At 41.8% G+C, this 21624-nt stretch carries 15 protein-coding genes and 1 pseudogene; 4 read left to right on the top strand and 12 right to left on the bottom strand.

The genetic code is table 11. The features are described 5' to 3' along the window. Positions 1 to 994, top strand: a 994-nt coding sequence (locus C4E06_RS08890) for a 5'-nucleotidase C-terminal domain-containing protein (RefSeq protein WP_198648444.1), incomplete at its 5' end; no start/stop codon positions are given. A 335-nt stretch (positions 995 to 1329) separates the two neighbouring features. On the opposite strand, the gene C4E06_RS08885 is transcribed toward C4E06_RS08890, so the two are convergent. The 7 genes from C4E06_RS08885 to hpnA form a co-directional block, all read right to left on the bottom strand. Beyond that, positions 1330 to 3678, bottom strand: coding sequence for a transglycosylase domain-containing protein (locus C4E06_RS08885; protein WP_107667749.1), 2349 nt, complete (start codon positions 3676 to 3678; stop codon positions 1330 to 1332). 313 nt (positions 3679 to 3991) lie between these two features. Then, complete coding sequence (locus C4E06_RS08880; protein ID WP_107667748.1) at positions 3992 to 4894, bottom strand: LD-carboxypeptidase; 903 nt, start codon at positions 4892 to 4894, stop codon at positions 3992 to 3994. A 75-nt stretch (positions 4895 to 4969) separates the two neighbouring features. Beyond that, complete coding sequence (locus C4E06_RS08875; protein WP_107667747.1) at positions 4970 to 5188, bottom strand: DUF2949 domain-containing protein; 219 nt, start codon at positions 5186 to 5188, stop codon at positions 4970 to 4972. Positions 5189 to 5459: 271 nt separating this feature from the next. After that, positions 5460 to 6818 carry an aminopeptidase P family protein gene (locus C4E06_RS08870; RefSeq protein ID WP_107667750.1) on the bottom strand — a complete coding sequence of 453 codons (1359 nt, stop codon included), beginning with the start codon at positions 6816 to 6818 and terminating at the stop codon, positions 5460 to 5462. Between the two features lie 17 nt (positions 6819 to 6835). Beyond that, entirely contained in the window at positions 6836 to 7834 is a 999-nt protein-coding gene (locus C4E06_RS08865; RefSeq protein WP_107667746.1) for an ATP-binding cassette domain-containing protein, read from the bottom strand. A 19-nt stretch (positions 7835 to 7853) separates the two neighbouring features. Continuing rightward, entirely contained in the window at positions 7854 to 8603 is a 750-nt protein-coding gene (locus tag C4E06_RS08860) for a chemotaxis protein CheW (RefSeq protein ID WP_107667745.1), read from the bottom strand. A 30-nt stretch (positions 8604 to 8633) separates the two neighbouring features. After that, positions 8634 to 9620, bottom strand: a complete 987-nt coding sequence (hpnA, locus tag C4E06_RS08855; RefSeq protein ID WP_107667744.1) for a hopanoid-associated sugar epimerase — start codon at positions 9618 to 9620, stop codon at positions 8634 to 8636. A 118-nt stretch (positions 9621 to 9738) separates the two neighbouring features. Here hpnA and C4E06_RS08850 point away from each other — a divergent pair, with 118 nt between their 5' ends. Beyond that, complete coding sequence (locus C4E06_RS08850; protein WP_107667743.1) at positions 9739 to 10293, top strand: type 1 glutamine amidotransferase domain-containing protein; 555 nt, start codon at positions 9739 to 9741, stop codon at positions 10291 to 10293. 106 nt (positions 10294 to 10399) lie between these two features. On the opposite strand, the gene C4E06_RS27740 is transcribed toward C4E06_RS08850, so the two are convergent. The 5 genes from C4E06_RS27740 to trmD form a co-directional block, all read right to left on the bottom strand. Further along, positions 10400 to 11203, bottom strand: a complete 804-nt coding sequence (locus C4E06_RS27740; protein ID WP_198648443.1) for an ATP-binding protein — start codon at positions 11201 to 11203, stop codon at positions 10400 to 10402. After that, positions 11200 to 14892, bottom strand: coding sequence for a chemotaxis protein CheB (locus tag C4E06_RS08845; RefSeq protein ID WP_198648442.1), 3693 nt, complete (start codon positions 14890 to 14892; stop codon positions 11200 to 11202). Before C4E06_RS08845 ends, C4E06_RS27740 begins: the two co-directional genes overlap by 4 nt. 977 nt (positions 14893 to 15869) lie before the next feature. Then, positions 15870 to 16238, bottom strand: coding sequence for a hypothetical protein (locus tag C4E06_RS08840; RefSeq protein ID WP_107667742.1), 369 nt, complete (start codon positions 16236 to 16238; stop codon positions 15870 to 15872). Positions 16239 to 16389: 151 nt separating this feature from the next. Beyond that, positions 16390 to 18297, bottom strand: a complete 1908-nt coding sequence (locus tag C4E06_RS08835) for an FAD-dependent oxidoreductase (RefSeq protein ID WP_107667741.1) — start codon at positions 18295 to 18297, stop codon at positions 16390 to 16392. Between the two features lie 71 nt (positions 18298 to 18368). After that, entirely contained in the window at positions 18369 to 19076 is a 708-nt protein-coding gene (gene trmD, locus C4E06_RS08830) for a tRNA (guanosine(37)-N1)-methyltransferase TrmD (RefSeq protein WP_107667740.1), read from the bottom strand. A gap of 194 nt (positions 19077 to 19270) precedes the next feature. Between trmD and C4E06_RS08825 the strand changes: the two genes are divergently transcribed. Further along, positions 19271 to 20134 (top strand): cyanophycinase, encoded by an 864-nt coding sequence (locus C4E06_RS08825; RefSeq protein ID WP_107667739.1) that lies wholly within the window; start codon positions 19271 to 19273, stop codon positions 20132 to 20134. 197 nt (positions 20135 to 20331) lie between these two features. Further along, a pseudogene (locus C4E06_RS08820) lies at positions 20332 to 21624 on the top strand (cyanophycin synthetase); the annotation flags it as partial.

Below are 21624 nucleotides of genomic sequence, written 5' to 3'. Positions count from 1 at the left end.
TTTTAGTTTCAGTTATGATCCTGATAATACGGCGATCGTGTTCGAGAGAAATGCTGATGGAGATGCGATCGCAGTTGAAATGGCAGGCGATCGCATTCGTAACCTCGTCTTAGATAACCCGGATGGTACTCAAGAGGTGATTGTTGAGGATGGAGAATTACAAGTTTCTCCCGATCAAACCTACAAAATGGTCATTCTCGACTTTTTAGCCAATGGAGGGGACGGTTATCCCGTTTTCCACTTCCAAAATGTCACCTCACTCGAAGGCTTAGAGGTTGCATCCCTGCCTGATAATGCTCCTGGTTTGGTGGTTTCGGGCGAACAAGATGCGTTAGGGGAATATTTGGCAGAATTTCACCCCACCGACGAACAAGCCTTTGATGAAGCAGATACCCCGATTACAGAAGACACCCGCATTCAAAACCTCAATTTCCGTGAAGATACCATCATTGATGAAGTTATAGAACCTCTTCCCAGTAACGTTTTTGGAACCTCTGGGAACGATTTCTTTGACACAGAAATTCCTGATGACAAGCAGTTTATTGGGGATAACCAATTGCTCTTTGCTGGTTCTGGTGATGACTTTGTCGATGTTAGCTTTGCCCCTGGTGGTTTCCGTAGTCGCATCGACTTAGGGAGTGGGGATGACATCATTTTTGCGGGTAGCAATCATCGCATCCTTGCAGGTTCTGGGGATGATATGTTATTCCTCGGTTACGGTGAGGGTAATAATGTGGTAACAGGTGGTTCAGGAATGGATCAATTCTGGTTACTTACCGATGATGGAACTTTACCAACTGAAGCGAATACCATCACTGATTTTACTATGGGTGAGGATGTGATCGGTTTTGGTGCAACGGATCTGAGTTTTGACGATTTGATGTTCACTCAAAATGGCGCAGACACGACTATTAATGCTTTAGGACAAGATTTAGCTATTTTACGACGCATTCAATCTACTGATTTGAGTGCATCTGATTTTGTCTTTGCTTAATCTGCTAGGCACAAGGCAATAGGCAAGGATGCTCCCCCTAACAAAAGGGGGAGTTAGAGGGGGTGACAAGGATGCTCCCCCTAACCAAAGGGGGAGTTAGAGGGGGTGACAAGGCTGCTCCCCCTAACAAAAGGGAGAGTTAGAGGGGGTGACAAGGATGCTCCCCCTAACCAAAGGGGGAGTTAGAGGGGGTGGCAAGAGTTCTCTCCCTAACAAAAGGGGGAGTTAGAGAGGGTGGCCATAGGCAAACGTAAGCGAGTGTGGGAAGTGTGGGAAGTGTGGGAAGAAAATTAACATTTTTCTCCCTATGCTCCCTTCTCCGGCGCTCCCCTTGCTTACTCCGTCTTCCTAGCTGCTGGAGGAGCCGGTGGCGCAACGTTAGCCACGGCTGGGGTTGAAGATTCTACTACAGGTTCAACTGGCTTAGGGTCAGGTTTTGGGGCGGCTGCTGTCTGGGAACGAACCGGGCGACTAGAAGGGGTTTGTCGGCGAGGGGTTGAGGTTTGGGTAGTGGTAGCCGGACGACGAGCATAACGACGACGAGTTGTGCGACGGGCTTGGGGTTCCGGTTCCGGTTCAGGGGGGGCAACCCGTTGATAATAAGCTTTTTTGGGTTTGAGGGGTTCGGCTTTAATGCTACCTTTACGTCCATCTAAACGAGGTAAGTCAGGAAATGACTCAACGTCCATATTTTCTGTGGCTTCTTCCATAAACTCTCCCCACACCCTGGCTGCGGTGGTACTGGCTCCCCAGGTGGGCTTATTATTATCATTACCGAGCCAAACCCCGGCCGTTAATTGGGGAATATAGCCCACAAACCATAAGTCTCTGGCTTGATCGGAGGTTCCTGTTTTCCCGGCAACTGCTCGTCTTCTGAGCCTAGCCGGGGTTCCTGTTCCGGATGTCACCACCCCTCGCAACATCCAAGTCATAATATGGGTGGTGTTGGCATCGATCGCCTGTAAGGTGTCCGGTTGTGCCTGATAAATAACGTTACCATGACGATCTAAAATACGACTAATCCCATGAGCTTCTTGATACACCCCTTCGTTGGCTAAAGTAGCGTAAGCGTTGGTCAGTTCTAATAAGTTGACTTCCCAGGCTCCCAATGCTAAAGAATAGGTGGGTTTCAGTTCCGATTGAATGCCCATCCGTTGCGCTATATTAATGATCGGGTTCCAACCCACTTGTACTAAGGCTTGCACGGCTACCACGTTTAAAGATGACGCGATGGCCTGACGCATGGAAACCTGTCCCCCACTATATTGATCCCCATAATTTTCAGGACGGTAACCATCAACAATATAAGGGGCATCTCGAAAGGTGCGATAAGGAGAAAACCCGGCCGCGATCGCTGTAGCATAGACAAAGGCTTTAAAGGTAGAACCGGGTTGACGCTTGGCTTGAGTCACACGGTTATATTGGTTATTTTCGTAGTCGTTACCCCCCACCATCACTTTTATTTGTCCATTGCGGGGGTCAATGGCGGTTAATGAGGCTTGTTTGTACCCTTGCCAGCGGCCATAGAGGATGGCGTTATCGATGGCTTCTTCGGCCGCTTCTTGCCATTGACTGTTAAGGGTGGTTTCTACGGTGATCCCCCCTGCTTGCATCGTCTCTTCGGGGACATATTTGGGCAGTTGTTGTTGAATATAGTCGGTAAAATAGGGAGCTTTTCTAGCGAAACGTTTGGGTTGACTGGGGTTAAGGGCCAGAGGAGAAGCGATCGCCTTATTTAACTCAGACTCAGTGATCAATTCTTCTTTTGCCATTCTTTCTAACACTAAGTCCCGTTGTTTTCGGGCCGCCTCAGGATTTTCTAGGGGTGAATATAAACTTGGTGCTGGCACAATACCGGCTAACATGGCGGCTTCTGCGATGGTTAAATCTTGAATAGGTTTACTAAAATAAACCCAAGCCGCATCAGCCACACCATAAGCTCCTGATCCTAAGTAAACTAAGTTTAAATACCGTTCTAATATTTGTTGTTTGGTAAAGTTATTTTCAATTTTTTGGGCGAGGCGCATTTCTTTAAATTTTCGGGTAAAACTGCGCTCTTGGTTTAAAAAGACAATTCTGGCTAACTGTTGAGTGATGGTGCTTCCCCCTTCTACCACTTCTCCTGCTTGAAAGTTAGACAAAGCAGCGCGAATAATTCCTTGAATATCTACGCCTCTATGGTTTTCAAAGCGACTATCTTCGCTGGCAATAAACGCTTGTTGTACCCTGTCAGGAATCTGCCATATTTTCAATTTTTCGTGGCTCACTGGCCCAACTTGTTGTAATATTTCTCCGTCTGCTGCTTCAATGGTCAAGGTTTCGGGGCGAGCATACACTAACACATCTTCCACTGATTCGGTAATACTGGTTTCTATCTGATAAATACCATATCCTAGGGCGATCGTCCCACTACTCACCCCTAACCCAATACCCAACAATAACCAAAACCGTTTACTCCGACGCACACCGGCGATTTTTTGTAGAGGAGTTATGATTTTTTTGGCAATAATGTTGTTATTTTGCTCTGTATTTCGTTTTCTATGTCGTCTAAATCGTCTGCGTTTTTTCGGTTTTTCTGTCGTCACGGGTGATACTGTGGAGGGATCACTGTCTAATTTATCGGCGATCGACAGTAATAGTTGTCTTAGTTGTTGTTTCACCTTAGTTTGAAATCGATTTGACACCCTAACTCCTCACCCAATATTGACGACAGCAGTAGAATTAATTTTTTATCATCTTATCTTAATGCGTTAACAATGACAGTATTTTCTCGGAGAAGGCAAGAGGCAAGGGTTCTCCCCCTAACCAAAGGGGGAGTTAGAGGGGGTGGCAAGGGTTCTCCCCCTAACCAAAGGGGGAGTTAGAGGGGGTGGCAAGGGTTCTCCCCCTAACCAAAGGGGGAGTTAGAGGGGGTGGCAAAGGTAAGTGTGTGTAAGAAGTGTGGGAAGAAAATTAATATTTTTCTCCCTCTGCTCCCCACACCCTACACCCCACACCCTACACCCTTGTCAGTATCCCCTGCTCCCCATCTAACCTAACTTTCATCCCCACGGGTAACATAGCGTTAACCCCATCATGGCCAAAGGGTAAATCAGCAACAATAGGAATACCGAGATCCCCTAAGCGATCGCGTAATACTGCTTCTACGGTCCAACTATTTGAGGAACCCTCACAACCACTAAACCGCCCCAAAGCAATGCCTTTTACCCCACGAAATGCACCCATTAAGCGCCATTGGGTCAACATTCGATCAATACGATACGGGGGTTCTCCTATGTCTTCTAGGGCTAAAATTACGCCGTTTAAGGGGGGTTGCAGGGGGGTTCCTAGGATATGAGTGGCCACCGTTAAATTAGCCGGTAATAACCATCCTTCTGCTTGGCCGTTTCCCCATCCTTGTCCTTGTAATGGGGGTAAACTGTCACCTTGAAGATAGTTAAATAGTCGTTTTAATGACCATTCGGGTTCGGTTGCTAAGGTGCTTAAGACGGGACCGTGAATACTAGAAATGTTTACCCTGGCGAGTTTCCACAGTAAGCTAGTAATATCAGAAAAACCGATCAGCCATTTAGGATAGTTGATAAAAAGAGTTTCCCAGTCTTTTTCTTCTAATAATCTGGCGGCACCGTAACCCCCGCGCACGGCGATAATGGCTTTATACTTAGGGTTGGTTAAGGCTTCTAATAAGGATGCTCTGCGTTGGTCATCGGTTCCTCCTAAATAGCCATAACGAGCGTCCCACTGTTGAGCTAATTCTAGATTGTAACCTTGCGATCGCACGGTTTCCATGGCTTTTTTGACCGCAGTCAAGTCTTTAACTGCCCCACTGGGAGAAATCCCTATAATGGTATCACCAGGGTTTAAATAAGGGGGTTGTTTCCAAGTATCGACGGAAGTCATTAACTGTTTTATTTTCCCCTGTTATCAAGGGTAACATTGAATTTTAATTGTTTTATTTTATTACATTTTTTTGCTCTAAAGTTGAGTGACTGAATAGGATAAACTATGATCCAACCAATCAAAAATTCTGTCTAATTGAGTTACCGTAATTAATCCGTAACGCCACAGTAACATAGGAAACGAACTATAGGGGAGTTCCGGATGACGTTGTACTAAAGCAATGGACTCGGCAGGAATATTTAATTCTTGTTGTAGAAAGCGTATCAGTTTTTGATTTTGCTCTGAGGGACTCATCATGATGCTCTCCTCAACCTTGATAGAAGTTAGCTGATTTTGTGTAGCTCCCAGTCTAAACGATTGGGTATCAATTGACCTCACCATAAAGGGTCACCCATTTGGGTGAATTCTAATGCAAGGGAATAGAGAATAGGCAAGAGTTCTCCCCCTCACAAAAGGGGGAGTTAGAGGGGGTGGCAATGGTTGATTACATAATAGTTTCTACCTTAACAAATATCCTAACGAGAATGTATGGTGCCATAGGACAGGGTAATATCTAACCTATAAATTAGTTCATCATTTTCTCAATTTCTTCGACTCGAGTGGGTAGATTTTGGGTTAATATTTCCGCTCCTGTTTCTGTTACTAAAATATCATCCTCGATACGAATTCCTCGAACATCTGAAAATTGTTTTAATTTATCCCAATTAATATCTTTATTATATTTTTCTTGAAATTTCGGATGATTTAAAATAGCAGGGACTTGATAAAAGCCAGGTTCAATCGTAACTATCATACCAGCTTTTAAAGGTCGATCTAACCTTAAATATCCTAACCCAAAGCGATCGCTTCTTTTTCTTCCCTCCTCATACCCGGCTAAGTCTCCTAAGTCTTCCATATCATGAACATCTAATCCTAATAAATGACCAATTCCGTGGGGAAAAAACACAGCATGAGCGTCTTTTTCTACTAAGGTATCAGGATGACCTTTTAAAATACCTAAATTAACTAATCCTTCTGCTATTATTTTCGCTCCTAACAGATGAATATCTCGATATTCTATCCCTGGTTTAATCTTTTGAATACAAGCATCGTGAGCAGCCAAAACAACATCATAAATATCTCTTTGAGAACTAGAAAACTGTCCCTTAACTGGCCAAGTTCTTGTAATATCTGAAGCCCATCCTAAAGATGTTTCTGCGCCCACATCTGCTAAAATTAAATCCCCTGATTTTAATAAATTATGATAAGTTTCATTATGTAAAACTTCACCATGAACCGTAACAATACTATTGTAAGCACAAGTCATATTTTGACTCATTATATAGCTTTCCATTGTGGCTCTTACTTCTGCTTCTGTCGAACAGTTTTTAGTTGATTTTATACCCATTTTATGAGCTTCTACAGCCACGTCAACCGCTTTTTTTATTTCTTTTAAAGCCAGATCATCATGGGTTAATCTTAAAGTAATAATGGCTTTCATTAATTGATAATCAATCTCTTTTAATTCTTGATTACCTGATAATGAACGTTGCAATAGTTCCCTTTGTTTTTCATAAGTAAAATGGTCTTGAACAGGAATCGTCGCTACTCCATCTATTTTATCTTTTAATACTTCCATTGGATAGTGATTATCTGCCTCTATTTTTCTGGCAATATCTTCTCTTGTGGGCATTTCTCCGTGCCATAGGGTACTATCAGGAGAAGGGTTATCCATGAATAAGTCTAATTTACCATTTTCTAGGCGTATGGCTGCATTCTCTAGAGGAAGTCCTGCAAAATAGAGAAAATGACTACTCCCACGGAAAGGATAATGATTCGCTTTGAAATTTCGAGAGGGAGATTTTCCTGACCATAATACTGTCGGAAAATGGATTAAATTAGCTAGTTTTTGTCTTCTGAATTTTAAAGTGTGAATGTCAATCATATTACTCATATTTTAAACTAATTTTTGTCAACTATATCAACATTTCCTTGAGAGAAGATTTGACTAACGACTTCTTCAATGGGAGGTTCGGTAACATTGAGATCATTGACCTCTAATTGTGCTAGAATTTTAGCGATGGTTTCCGTTAGGTTTTCTTGTTTAACTAAAAATCTAACTTCTTGACCTTTTACTAACTCAACTTGACCATAATGAGCGAGTTTTTCTGATGAGATAGGATAGGATAATTCAACATTCACCTCTTTATAGGGAGTAAATTTTTCAACTAATTCTTCTAAGTGACCATCATAGATTAATTGTCCTTCGTGAATCAATAAAACTCTTTCACATAAAGCAGTAATATCAGCCATATAATGACTGGTTAATAAAATAGTTGCCTCATACCTTTGATTATACTCTTTTAAAAAGGAACGAATGGCAGCTTGAGAATTAACGTCTAACCCTAATGTGGGTTCATCTAAAAATAAAACTTGAGGATGATGTAACAAAGCAGCGAGTAATTCTGCTTTCATTCTTTGTCCTAATGAAAGTTTACGAACCGGTTGAGTTAATTGTTCTTCAATAGATAACATTTCGGCTAATTCTTTAAGTCTTTGATGAAAAATTTTATCGGGAATTTCATAAACAGCCGCATTAATTTTCAAGGAATCTAAAGCCGGTAAATCCCATAATAACTGCTGTTTTTGTCCCATAATTAAACTCATTTGTTTTAAAAATTTTTCCTGACGTTTAAAGGGAGTATGTCCGACGATTTTGACTTCACCAGTCGAGGGATAAATTAACCCGGTTAACATTTTTAATGTGGTTGTTTTTCCGGCACCATTTGCCCCCAAAAAGCCAACCATTTCACCGGTATTAATGGTAAATGAAACATCTTTAACAGCAATAACATCTCGATAAGTTCTCTTAAAAAAATGCTTAATTGTTCCTTGTATTCCAGGTTTTTTTGAAGATACTTTATAAATTTTACTCAGATTTTGAACATCAATGACAGACATAAGAAATTTCTTTTATTAATTAGGCTCGATTTAAAGTATAAAACAATAATTCATAAAAGACTAATTCATAGTCTAAGTAGTTAATATTTTTCCCTTCTACTGTCAAAATTTTCTTAGTATAAGTATCAGGGGTTTTAGAAATTACGACAGGGGTATCTTGTAATTGTGTTGAGGAAAAACGATAAACGCCGAGAATTTCATCCACAGGAAATACCCAACGATTCGATTGTATTTCAATCACAATCATTCTCTCATAAACCACAGGCACAATAGAGGATAAATCTTGTAAATTTTCCTGTTTGCTTTTTAAGTCTGCCGGGGGTAAGGCCAAGAGATTTCTTAGTAAAATACACATTAAAATTTCACCCCGAATATTAACAATTCCTGCAAAAACATGGTTGCTTCTATGGGGTAAAGTATGAATGGGATGAACGTGGGTAATTTCTTTAATTACCCATGCTGGCAAGGCTAACCATTCTTGACAAACTCTAAAAATAATTAAGGCAATAACTTCATCATTAACAATTTCTTTTTTAACTAAACTAGACCCTTTTTCTTCAGCTTTGGCTGCTGCTTGTTGCCAGTCTTGGGCTAAGATATCTGTCCATTCTTCGACGTATCCTTCTGGGGCATTTCTTTGTAATAAAGCGCGACCGGCACCTCGATAAACCGGGCAATTTCGACAATGAATCACTGTTTTTAGTTCGGCACAAGAACTATCACCGGAAACCCCAATATCATTCCAACAATAAGTAACTGAATCTTCCATGATTTTGACTCATTATTAATAGTAATTGACTTAAACATAACCATTATTGTTAAACCAATTAATGGCATCTTGTAGGGCAGTTTCAATGGGAGAAGAGGGTAACCCTAATTCATTAATGGCTTTAGAGGGATCATAATACATAGGTTGTTTAGACATTTTGACCCCATCAATAGGAATAGATGGTTTTCTACCCAAAGAAGAGAGTAAACTTTCTTCTACCCAAGCTACAGTTAAAGGCAACCAAAGGGGTAAAGTTTGTCGGGGTGCTTTTAACCCTGTTAAGAGGGATAATTGTTCTAATAGGGCTTTTAAACTCAGGTTTTTGTTGCCTAAAATATATCGTTCCCCGGTCTTCCCTTTTTCTAATGCTAACAGATGACCTTGCGCTACGTCTCGCACATCAATAATATTTAACCCGGTGTTGACATAGGCGGGCATTTGACGGCGTAAAAAACGTAAAATAATGTCCCCGGTGGGGGTGGGTTTAATATCGAGTGGTCCGATGGGGGTACTAGGATTGACAATAACAATATCTTGTCCATTACTGATAGCTTTTTTGGCTTCTTGTTCAGCCCAATATTTTGATTTTTTGTAATGTCCCACTAATTCATTTACAGGACTTTGATGGCTTTCATTAACCATTTCTCCTGGTTTTCCTACCCCAATAGCAGCCACGGAACTGGTGTAAATAATCCGTTCAATATTCGCTTGTTTGGCTGCGGTTAAAATAGAACGGGTTCCTAACACATTGCTTTCATATAATTTATCTTTATCCGCTTGATATAAAGAGTAATGTGCCGCCACATGAAAGAGAACATGACACCCTCTTATTTTCTCAGATAAGTTGATATCATTGAGATCCCCTTTAACTATCTCAACATCTAAGTTTTTGAGGTTATCTAAATTGCTTTGAGGACGAACTAATGCCCGTACTTCATACCCTTCTTTTAATAAAAGTCTAACTAAGTTTGCACCGATAAATCCGGTTCCTCCTGTAACAAATGCTTTTAGGCTCATAATTTATTGTGGTTATTGTTATTGAATCTCTATCTTAAGTGTGATGGATATGGCTCAATTTAATCGATAGGCTGTTTTTAGTAGAAACAAACAATCTTAAATAGAGTAGAAAATAATCATGGCAAAAGAACTACAAAATAAGAAAATTGCGATTTTAGTGACCGACGGGTTTGAACAAGTTGAAATGACCCAACCTCGTCAAGCCTTTGATGATGCCGGTGCCACCACTCATTTGATTTCCCCGAAGGATCAAACAGTGCGAGGATGGAATCATTATGATAAAGCAGATGAGTTTAACGTCGATATCGGGTTAAATCAAGCTAACCCTAATGATTATGACGCATTACTCCTTCCCGGTGGTGTGGCCAACCCTGATCAACTGAGAACTAACGAGTCTGTGGTTGAGTTTATTAAAGCATTTTTCACCGCCGATAAACCAGTGGCAGCCATTTGTCACGGACCCTGGACCCTAGTGGAAGCTGAAGCGGTAGAAGGTCGCAAAATCACCTCTTGGCCCTCTCTAAAAACAGACCTCAAAAATGCCGGTGCCAACTGGGTAGACCAAGAAGTGGTCATTGACGGCAACTTAGTCACCAGTCGCAACCCCCATGATATCCCGGCTTTTATTAATGCAGCGATCGCTTTATTTGCTCGCGTCACAGCAACGGCTTAGATTCAGTAGATCACAAAGATCCCAGTTGGGATTGCGGGGGAGCGCCGGAGCAGGGAGAACGGAGCAAAGGAGCAGTAATTCTTACTTGTCCATTGTTCATTATTAATTATGACCATTTTTCTAATAAATTGGCTAAGTTTTCCATGATGATCGGTTTACTCAAATAGTCATCCATGCCAGCGTCTAAACACTTTTGGCGATCGCCTTCCATGGCATGGGCCGTCAGTCCGATCACCACAGTATGGCTTCCCGGTTCTTCTCGCTGACGAAAACGCTTTATAGCTTCATAACCGTCTAATACCGGCATCTGACAATCTAAAAAGACAATATCATATTCCTGTTCTTCGGTTTTATCAAGAAACTCTTGACCATTGGTCACCCAGTCAGCTTGATAACCCAACGTCTCGAGCAACATCAACATCAGAATGCGATTATCTTCATAATCTTCCACCAGTAAAATTCTCACCGAAGTGGGTGCAGTGGCCGATAGGTCCTGATCGGGATCGTTCCTTTCCCCGGTTTGAGTGCGACGAGAACCATCCCCCAGAGCAAAGGGAATTTTTAGCCAAAAGGTCGAACCGTCTCCCACCGTGCTATTTAAGCCAATTTCTCCATTCATACATTGAACAATACGACGACAAATGGTCAACCCTAACCCTGTGCCACCAAATTGACGGGTAGTGGAGGTGTCGGCCTGGACAAAGGGTTGAAACAAACTGTCTTGTTTAGCCGGGTCAATGCCAATCCCTGTATCTTCTACAGTAAAGTATAATGTCACCGCATCAGACTCCGAAACCGGTTCATTAGCAAGGGTTGCCGTCACTGTCACCTGACCGGACGGGGTGAACTTAAGGGCGTTACTAATCAAATTACTGAACACTTGCTGCAAGCGAAAGTCATCTCCGATCAAGACATCGGGAACCTCTGAAGCAATGGTAAAGGTGAGAGTAATTTCTTTATTTTGTGCTTGGGGGTAAAGGTGTTAGAAAGTTGTTGGAACATCTGGTTAAGGTGAAAAGGCCGATGCTCAAGTTCAAGGGTGCGGGCTTCTAGCTTCGATAGGGATAAAATATCATTAATCAGGTTTAACAGGCGATCGCTATTACTTTTCAGGGTTTGTAGCAATTTTTTTTGCTGGCTATCAAGGCTTGTCCCTTCTAACAGTTGCCCCACCAACATAATGGAGTTGACGGGGGTCCGAATTTCATGGCTCATATTGGCCAAAAACTCGCTTTTGGCTTGATTGGCCGAGTCAGCCACTTGAGCAACGGCGATCGCTTCTTCGAGGGCTTGGTTACGGCGAACCAGTTCAAGTTCAATGCGTTTACGCTCGGTAATATCCATCACCGTGCCATAGAATTTGAGAATCTGACCGTCTTTATCCCGAATCACTTGACCGATCACGTTAAGACTGCGTATGTCTTCTTCAGACAGCTTAAGCTCCACATCTAAACTGAAGGGGATACCATGAAAGATCAATAGTTGAAAGGCATTTTCTAGTGCCTGACGGTCTTTAGGGGGATGACAGTTTAAGATGTCTTCTAAACTAGGGGATGATTGTTGGCGATCGAGTTGGTAAATCTCAAAGAGTTCCTTTGACCAGTCAGGTTTGGCCGTGGCTAGGGTCAAATTTTCCTGATATTTCAGTTCCCAGTTGCCCACTTTAGCCAATCGTTGGGCTTCTTGTAATCTCGCCTGACTCTTGCGTAGGGCTTTTTCTGCCTCAACTCGTTGGGTAATCTCCACCACAACAGCCCCAACCCCTCGACCATTATTGATAAAATCAACGGGATAATAACTAGCGATCCAACAGCGTTCGATCTCTGAGGTGGCAGGCATTTTTCCTCTCACTTCAATGTTACAAATGGCTTCCCCTGTGTTGATCACCTGTCGCAGCAGTCCTTCAAGATAGTCTGCCAAGTGAGGGGAAATATCGTGGACGGTTTTCCCTAGATGTCCCTCAATGGAAACGCCATTCATTCGAGCCAATGCCCGATTAACGCGAATAAATTTTAACTCGTGATCAAACAAGCAAAGTCCGGCCGGACTGGCTTCGTAGAGATTTTCGAGAATGATGTTGGTCTGTTTGAGATGTTGTTGGACTTGCTTGAGTTCATTCACCTGCACAAAGGTTATCACAATGCCGTCACTGTGTTTGTCTTCCTGAAGATAGGGATGAACTCGCATCAGGACATAGTCATCGGATGGGGGGATGGCCACTTCCTGTTCGTAGGGTTTCTGGGTGGTTGCCACTTGCCGCACAATGTCGATTAAGTTGGGACAGTTGAGGTTGTTGGTTAAGTCGGTGAGGGGACGGCCCACGTCCGACGGTTTAATGTTAACGGCCCGAGTGGCTGCCGGGGTAAACTTACGAATATTGAATCGTCTGTCGAGAAAAATAACACCGATGTCTGTACTTCGCAGTAAGTTATCAATATCGGTGTTCAACTGAGTTAATTCTTGAATTTTGGACTGATATTCTGCGTTGACTGTGTACAGTTCCTCATTGACGGACTGTAGTTCTTCGTTGGTACTTTGTAATTCTTCGTTAGCGGCAAGAAGTTCTTCGTTGGTGGCCTGTTGTTCTTCGTTGGCGGTTTCGAGTTCTTCGATGGTAACTTGCAAATTTTCACGGGTTTGCTGGAGTTCCTGTTCTAATTCACTAATTTGTTGGGTTGCTTCTTCTTCTACATTCAACCTCAAGGGTTGTATTGAAGCAGGTGAAGAGGTTTCTACTTCAAAGACCACTAAAATTTGCTCCTTCTCAGCCCCATTTTTATTGGGAGTCACCCGTAGGGTAACGTTCAATTGTTCTTCTTCTTTGTCTACTTTAATGCCGGTGTAGAGGGCTAACTCTTCATGACGACGACGGGTTCGATGGAGGGCGGTACTCAGGGGTAATTTTAAGGCCGGATGGACTTGGTCAACCACATCAAGACTCATCACCCCGACGGAATGCTCTAGGAGTTGGGCTGAGTTATGAAAAATCTGTAGCAGTTCGTTGTCAGGACCCACTAACAGGGCCGTAATTTGACGATCTTGGAAACAGAGTTTGAACAACCCGGCTAAGATATTATCAAATCGTTGCTGACGAGTCTTGGCAGGGACAGGAGATTTAAAGGTCGACGGCAGAGAGGGCCGAGTAATCATTAGAGAAGACAGGGAAGACTCTCGCCGTTTCTTAAAAATTTTCCACTTGCCACTGATGGGAGTAAATTCGTCCCTCATATTACCGAGGGTTTCCGAAGTCCCTAATAGTAGGGTTCCTTGGGGCATTAGGGCAAAGTGTAGCAGTCGCAATACCTGATACTGCAGGGGGGACTGCATATAAATGAGAACGTTACGACAAGTGACCAGGTGCATTTTAGAGAAACCTGCGTTTTTTGTCAGGTCCTGGGGGGCAATAATTAGCATTTCTCGCAGGGATGGCTTAACCCGATATTGGTTGCCTTGAACCTCGAAGTAACGTTTTAGGCGTTCGGCAGAAATATCATTGGCAATGGTGTCGGGATAGATGCCATCAGCAGCGACTTGTAGGGCGATACTATCGAGGTCCGTGGCAAAAATCTTCACCTGAATGGTTTTGTCGATGGTTTGCAGCACTTCATCGACAATAATGGCCATTGAATAGGCTTCTTCCCCGGTGGCACAAGCTGAAATCCAGATACGCAGTTGCTCGTCTGGCTTTAATTTGGCAATTTGTTCGGGTAACACTTGCTCTTTGAGCAGTTCCCACACTTGAGGATCTCGAAAAAAGCAGGTTGCACCGATTAATAAGTCTTGTCTGAGTAGTTTTTGCTCTTGTTCAGAGCTTTCTAAGCGTTGGATATATTGGCTAATGTTTGCTTGGCGAGTGAGAGAGCAACGATGAAGAATACGACGACCCAGGGTACTGACTTTGTAGTGGGAAAAATCAATATCTTCTTTTTCGGCTAAAATCTCCAGAATTTCTTGCAGTTGGTCCGGAGCGATGAGATTCGGGTCTTGTACACTGGCGGCAGGAAAGTTCTCTGAAAAGCGAATTAATTCATAGACGGTCTTGGCTAAATCCTCGGGTGAGAGAATTTCATCCACTAAACCCGAAGGAATGGCACTACTGGGCATACTGGTAAACTGGGCGGTTTCGGGAGACTGTACCAAGGCAATGCCACCGGCACGACTAACGGCCTGTAATCCTTCGGTTCCGTCGTGGCCGGTTCCTGAGAGCAAAATGGCGATCATTCTCTCTCCCCAACCTTCTACCAGGGACTCGAAAAAGCGATCAATCACGTTGGGTGGAGAATTATGAGGTTCTTCTAATAAACGCAGTCGTCGGTCTTCTAGGATCAGAGTTCTACGAGGGGGTAATACATAGACTTTTGCAGGTTCGAGTAGGGTTTGATCTTCTACTTGTTCGACCGGTAGGGTGGTTTGCCGTTGTAAAATTTCTGTCATCATGCTGCGGTGATCGGGGGATAGGTGCTGCACCACCACAAACGCCCCATTCGGATTATCCGGCAGACTATCAAAAAAGGATTCTAATGCCTGTACGCCACCAGCGGAGGCACCAATACCAATAATAAAAAACTTTTCGTTTTCAGATGTTTTTGATGATGACATGATAACATTTCATAGCTATTTTGAGCAGTTCTTTGTTATATGAATTAAGGTCTTTTTTCCCGATTTTTTTTAGCTCAAGGCATGATTAGGTTGACTGATCAATTGAAAAACATTTCTCAGCCAATAAATATTACTATGCCTATTGTAGTTTGACTCAGGTCACTAACTACAGATAATTTTCTCATCTTAACTAAAATTTCACAAATTGGAAAACCTTTAAAACCTACACAACATCAAGGTAAACCTAAGCTTAAACTGGGTTTCGCCACTTGGGGATGTCTTAACCATAATGGGTTATGCTGTATTTTAATTGTTTATTCTATCAATTTTTTTATTGACAAAACCTAATCTTTTCTGATCTATAATTTTTGCCTGATTGTTCCATTCCATTGTCAAAAAATTGTGTCAATGGTCCGAAGTTTCACCTTTAGATAGATGACAGACTGCTCAAAATTATGCTCGGTGTATAACGACTAAACCGAGCATAATAATATTATGCCCCTACATTAAAGAGATTAGTCTTTATCTTGTTTCCTACTTTGCCTGCGATCGCCTCTCATTCCTGGGCCATTAAGCTCAACCATAACTGTCTTATTGCTTTTAGATATAATTTCTCTAGCATACCCTAACACTATTCAATATGATATAAAAAAGTAGTATGGTCTGTCAAGCCCATTCTCTCGTTACTTAATGATAATTACTTGCAATAATTCTGTGGTAGTATTGAACCGTTTTCAGTTCATTTTGTATCAATAACTACTCTTTTTTGGTGAATCCTCTAAAAACTTTGATATTAAAAATACAAATATAATACAGATACAAGGATGAGCTATATTAATTTTATGTAGGGGTTTAACAGTGTTAAACCCAGACACCCATATTAAGCATTATTAAACCCTAATAACCTGGGCAATATTGATAATTTAAACCTAATCTAACAACTTGTCTGATAATTGCCCACCCTATGATTATCTTAACTAGGCACTTCCTATCCAACCAAACATTTTTGCTAAACCTCCTAATAAAGCAACAATCAAACCAATCAATACACCACGATTAAGAAATTCTTGATCGTCTAATCTTTTACTAATACCGTCTACTTTGGTGTCAAGGGTTTTAATTTCCCCTGTAAACTTCTCATCAAGACTTGTGATTCGTCCTGATAATTTCTCATCCAGACTTTTAATATCCCCTGATAATTTTTCCTCTAATCTTGCTTGACCAACCTCTAGACGACCGATGCGTTCATCCATCTTGTCAATTTTATCATCAATTTTATCTATTTTGCCCTCAAGACGTTTTAAAATTTCTTCTAGGGAATAACGTACTGTGATAGGTTCACTCATGGTTCAACAATCAATCTTAACTAGGATAGACTTATTGATATTTTAATTCAAAACCATAGCAAATAACAAACATTAATCACTGAGTTATTATTGAGATGTAAATGAGATTAATCCTTACCTCGGAATGATAATTAAAAATACAATAATAAAACTAGATTAATTTAATCCCTTGGTTGACAGTTAATAATGTCCGTCTTTGTAACCCTTCTTTTTCTAAAATAGCATTCGCAGCCAATAACCCACTACTTACTGCCCTTTCCATTAAACCACAGGGAAAAGGCATTTTAACCCAGTCACCGGCAAAAAATAAATTATCAATTTCTGTCACAGTTTCGGGACGATTTTTATAACTATTTGGAGGATAACCAGAGAAGTTTTTTTGATTCACTAATTCTTTGTGTAGTAAGTTAGCTTTTGATAGTTTGGGGACAATTTTATATAATTCTTTTTCAAAGGTTTGTAATAAAATCTCTTGAGTGGGAAAATCTTTTTCTTTGTAACAATATGCGTGTAATTCTACCACACTTCCTCCTGTTTTTTTAGCCCATTCAATAAACTGGGTTTGAATACGATGATATAGGGTAATACTATCGGTGAGTTGGTAACCAGAAAGGGAGGTAAAATTGCTATATTGCCAATCAAAGTCTTGATCAAACCAAAATCTAGCCACTGCAAAGGGATCAGCAACAGCTAACTGTTCAATTTTTTGGGTCAAAATCTCATTCTTTTCTCCTTCTATTCTTGTCCATAACTGTTTAATTCCTGGGACATCCGTTGCCATAACATAATAATCTGCTTGTAAGGTTTCAAAGTTGTTGTTTTCTGAAGCATTATGACTAATTAAGTTGATGGAATTCTGATCTTTTTCGACAATTTTATAATGAGATAAATTTTCTTTCGCTGGCCCTTTGATTACCTTTCCATTATCGTCATAAACTGCCCCATGACAGGGACATAAAAAGGTTCCATTTTCTTGTTTTTTTACCGTACAACCTTGATGAGTGCAACGTAAACTAATGACTTTTTCATCTGTCTCTAAAAATAAGCGATCGCCAGCCCCATAATAGGTCTCATTTTGCTCACTTAAAATGCTATTCTTTTCTACTTTAAAAGGAACATTAATAATTGCATTTCCCTGGTTGTAAGTAAGAGATTGTATTTGATTCTGTTTCAAGATAATCTGATTAATATTTCCTTGGGTTATGACCTTACCTTGATTATTTTTAATTGCAGCAATAATCGGATTAACTAAACTGGTTCCCATATCATCTTTTGTGCCATTAAAAGCTAATCCTTCCGGGTTACCAAAGAAATAGAAATGAAAAAATTGTAATAATTCCCCTGCACTTAAACTATCAGGAGAGTTGAGTGTTGAGCGAGCAAAAGGAAGAAAATATAAATCATAAAGTCCTTGAGGAAACCCAATTTTTGACCAGTCCATAACCGAGAGATGATCTAACCGTTGAAAACTATCAGGAATCTTAAACCCTGTAATCTCTTTAAAGACTTGCCAATGGGATAACTTAGTAATATTAATGCCCCAGTTTAAACGATTATCTGACCAAACAGCCAGATCAACAATATTCCAAGGAAAAGCAGAATGACTCGGATAAAAATTTTCAGGTTGATAATGATATCTTTGGTCATAAAATAGAACAGAATAAAACCCTAACGAGCGAAAATTATTTTCAATGTTTAATTCTGAAACAATTTTTCTGAGATTATAATATTGAGGAAAAAAGCCATGAAACCCATGTTCCATTTGGAAACTATCGGAACCGACATTAATGGTCCAACTGGCAATTTTTCCTCCTAAATTAGAAGATTTTTCCAGTAAAGTTACTTTAAAACCCCGTTGACTTAATTGATAAGCACAAGCCAAACCAGCCAAACCTGCACCAATCACAACAACAGATTTAGGATTAGTTAAACCATAAGGTAACGTTAAACTATCTTGTTGATAAAAAGAAGGGGATGGCTTTTTAAACCGAGAATAACTTATTAAACCCCCTAAACTACTAACTCCGGCAAATTTTAAAAGCGTACGACGAGAAACCATAAAAAATTTAGAATTTAGAATGTATAATTTAGAATTTATTTAAACCTTGAATATATGATCAACTCAACTAATTATTCTTCTGTATTTTGCCTTCTGCCTTCTTCAAATTTCTCCCAAAGATCAGGGCGACGCTGTTGGGTTCTTTTTATTTGTTGATCTCGTCGCCATTGAGCAATTAATTGATGATTTCCGGAGCGTAGAACTTCAGGAACTTCTAAATCTTGAAACACAGCCGGACGAGTATATTGAGGATAATCGAGTAAGCCATCTTCAAAACTTTCTGCTTTCAAAGATTCCACTTTACCCACCGTTCCCGGTAACAAACGAACCACCCCATTAATTAAAGCTAAAGCTGGAATTTCCCCACAGGTTAACACAAAATCCCCTAAAGAAATTTCTCGATCAGCGAGAGAACGAATCCGTTCGTCGACCCCTTCGTAATGACCACAAATCAAGATCAATTGTTGATAATTGGTCGCTAAATCTTGTAAAGTAGTTTGGTTTAACGGGGAACCTTGAGGGGTTAACAGAATCACTTGCCGAGGAGGTAAGGGAGAAACAGAGTTAACCGCAGCAAAAATCGGTTCCGGTTTAAGGACCATCCCCACCCCACCCCCATAGGGAATATCATCCACACGATGATGCTTATCTAAGGCAAAATCACGGGGGTTAATTAAGTTAACCGTAGCAATGTGATTCGCTAACGCCTTACCCAGTAAGCCAGACTGTAATCCAGATGTAAAGAAATCAGGAAATAACGTAATGACATCAATCTTCACAGGTTATCCTAATAAAGTTCCAAAAATAATATTAATTTTACTGTTTAGAGCCTAGTGTAGCTTAGAATAGATCAGAGAAACGGGGCCAAAAATTGAGTAAGTACCAAGGCTTAAAGTTGGCATATTCTGCTCTGAACCCTATTATGACTAACTAACCGACCGTACCGAACCTTCTTTGGCTAAAAGATAAGATTATGTTGCAATTAGAGACTCAATCCCACCTAAGCCCCATGTCCCAACCTACAACCACTGCCATTTTAGTCATTGGTGGCGCAGAAGACAAAGTGCATGGCAAAGAAATCCTGCACACCTTTTGGTTTCGTTCCGGTGGCACCGATGCCACCATCGGCATTATTCCTTCAGCCTCAAGAGAACCAGTCTTGATCGGGGAAAGGTACCAAAGTATTTTTGAAGAAATGGGAGCCAAATATGTCAAAGTGCTAGACATCCGCGATCGCGACCAAGGGAATGACTCCTACCTGAAAGAATACGTCGAAGAATGTACCGGAGTGTTCATGACAGGAGGAGACCAACTGAGATTGTGCGGACTGTTGGCCGATACCCCTTTAATGGAAAGGATACGGCAACGGGTACAACTCGGTGAAATCTCCCTAGCCGGAACCAGTGCCGGGGCCGCTGTCATGGGACATCATATGATTGCTGGTGGCAGTAGTGGGGAATCTCCTAACCGTGCCTTAGTCGATATGGCCATGGGATTGGGAATCATTCCTGAAATTATTGTGGATCAGCATTTCCATAACCGCAACCGCATGGCCCGTTTACTCAGTGCTTTATCCACCCATCCCGAAAGATTAGGGATAGGCATCGATGAAGATACCTGTGCTATGTTTGAACGAGATGGCTTGATCCGAATCGTTGGCAAAGGAACAGTGACCATCGTGGATGGTCGAGATATGACCTACACCAACCAAGGAGAAATAGCAGCCACCGACCCCTTAAGTCTCCATAATTTAAGACTGAATATCCTCTCTCACGGTGACTGTTACCATTTACATCAACATAAATGTATTGCCAAAATTAGCAACCCGATACAGTAAACCAAGGAAAAAAACTGTTCACAGTGAACAGATATCCACCCAAATAAAACGACAAGATCATGAGGATATACAGCACTACGCATTAAGGTGTTGGCCATGGGAAAAAGCGAAACTCCTTTGATAACCTGACTTTTGCCTTCGGCGTAGCCGTATAGCTTCTGTGTCCTTCCAAGTGCGAATCTCAAGAAACGGCGAGTATGAAAATATTAAAAACCCTGACCCTACGCGGTCCCAACTACTGGAGCATTAGGCGCAAGAAATTAATTGTCATGCGCCTCGACTTGGAGGATCTAGCAGAGAAACCCTCAAACGAAATTCCTGGCTTTTACGACGGCTTAGTAGAGGTACTCCCTAGCTTAGTCGAGCATTATTGTTCCCCTGGCCATCGAGGTGGCTTCTTAGAAAGAGTCAAAGAAGGCACTTATATGGGGCATATTGTCGAACACGTTGCCCTAGAATTACAAGAATTAACCAAAATGCCCGTAGGGTTTGGGCGGACCCGAGAAACCGCCACCCCAGGAGTCTATAACGTCGTGTTTGAATACCTCGACGAACAAGCTGGCCGTTACGCCGGCCGCGCCGCCGTCCGACTCTGTCGGTCTATTGTCGACACCGGCACCTATCCCCTCAGAGAATTAGAACAAGACCTAAACGACTTACAAGACTTACAAGCCAATGCGTCCCTAGGTCCTTCGACTCAAACCCTAGTGACCGAAGCAGAAGCGAGAAATATTCCTTGGATGCCCTTGAGTGCTAGGGCAATGGTTCAACTAGGGTACGGAGTCCATCAAAAACGAATTCAAGCCACCTTAAGCGACTATTCTGGCATTTTAGCCGTAGAATTAGCCTGTGACAAAGAAGGCACCAAAACCATTCTCCAAGACGCTGGCGTTCCCGTTCCCAAAGGCACCACCATCCAATTTTTTGAAGAACTCGAAAGTGCCATCGACGACGTAGGCGGCTATCCCATCGTCATTAAACCCCTCGACGGCAACCATGGTCGAGGCATCACCATCGATATTAATAGCTTCAAAGAAGCCGAAGCCGCCTACGATCTCGCCTCAGAAGAATCAAAAACCCGCACCGTCATTGTCGAACGGTTCTATAAAGGAAGTGATCACCGTCTGTTGGTGGTTAACGGCAAATTGGTGGCCGTAGCCGAAAGGGTTCCGGCCCACGTGGTAGGAGACGATAAACATACTATTCAAGAACTGATCGACATCACCAACGAAGACCCCAGACGGGGAGAAGGTCATGATAACGTTTTTAACCCGCATCAAAGTGGATAAAACCGTGTTAGGGATGCTCGATAAGCAAGGGTTACGCCTGGACACCATCCTCGATAAAGGGGAGATCGTCTATTTACGAGCAACGGCCAACCTCAGCACCGGAGGAAGTGCCATCGATCGCACCGACGACATCCACCCAGAAAACCTCTGGATCGCCGAACGGGTGGCCAAAATTATTGGCCTTGACATAATGGGCATTGA

Source organism: Cyanothece sp. BG0011 (assembly GCF_003013815.1).
Taxonomy (GTDB): Bacteria; Cyanobacteriota; Cyanobacteriia; order Cyanobacteriales; family Microcystaceae; genus Crocosphaera.
Note: the sequence above shows the minus strand (reverse complement) of the source record. Positions and strands in the feature narration are given on the sequence as shown.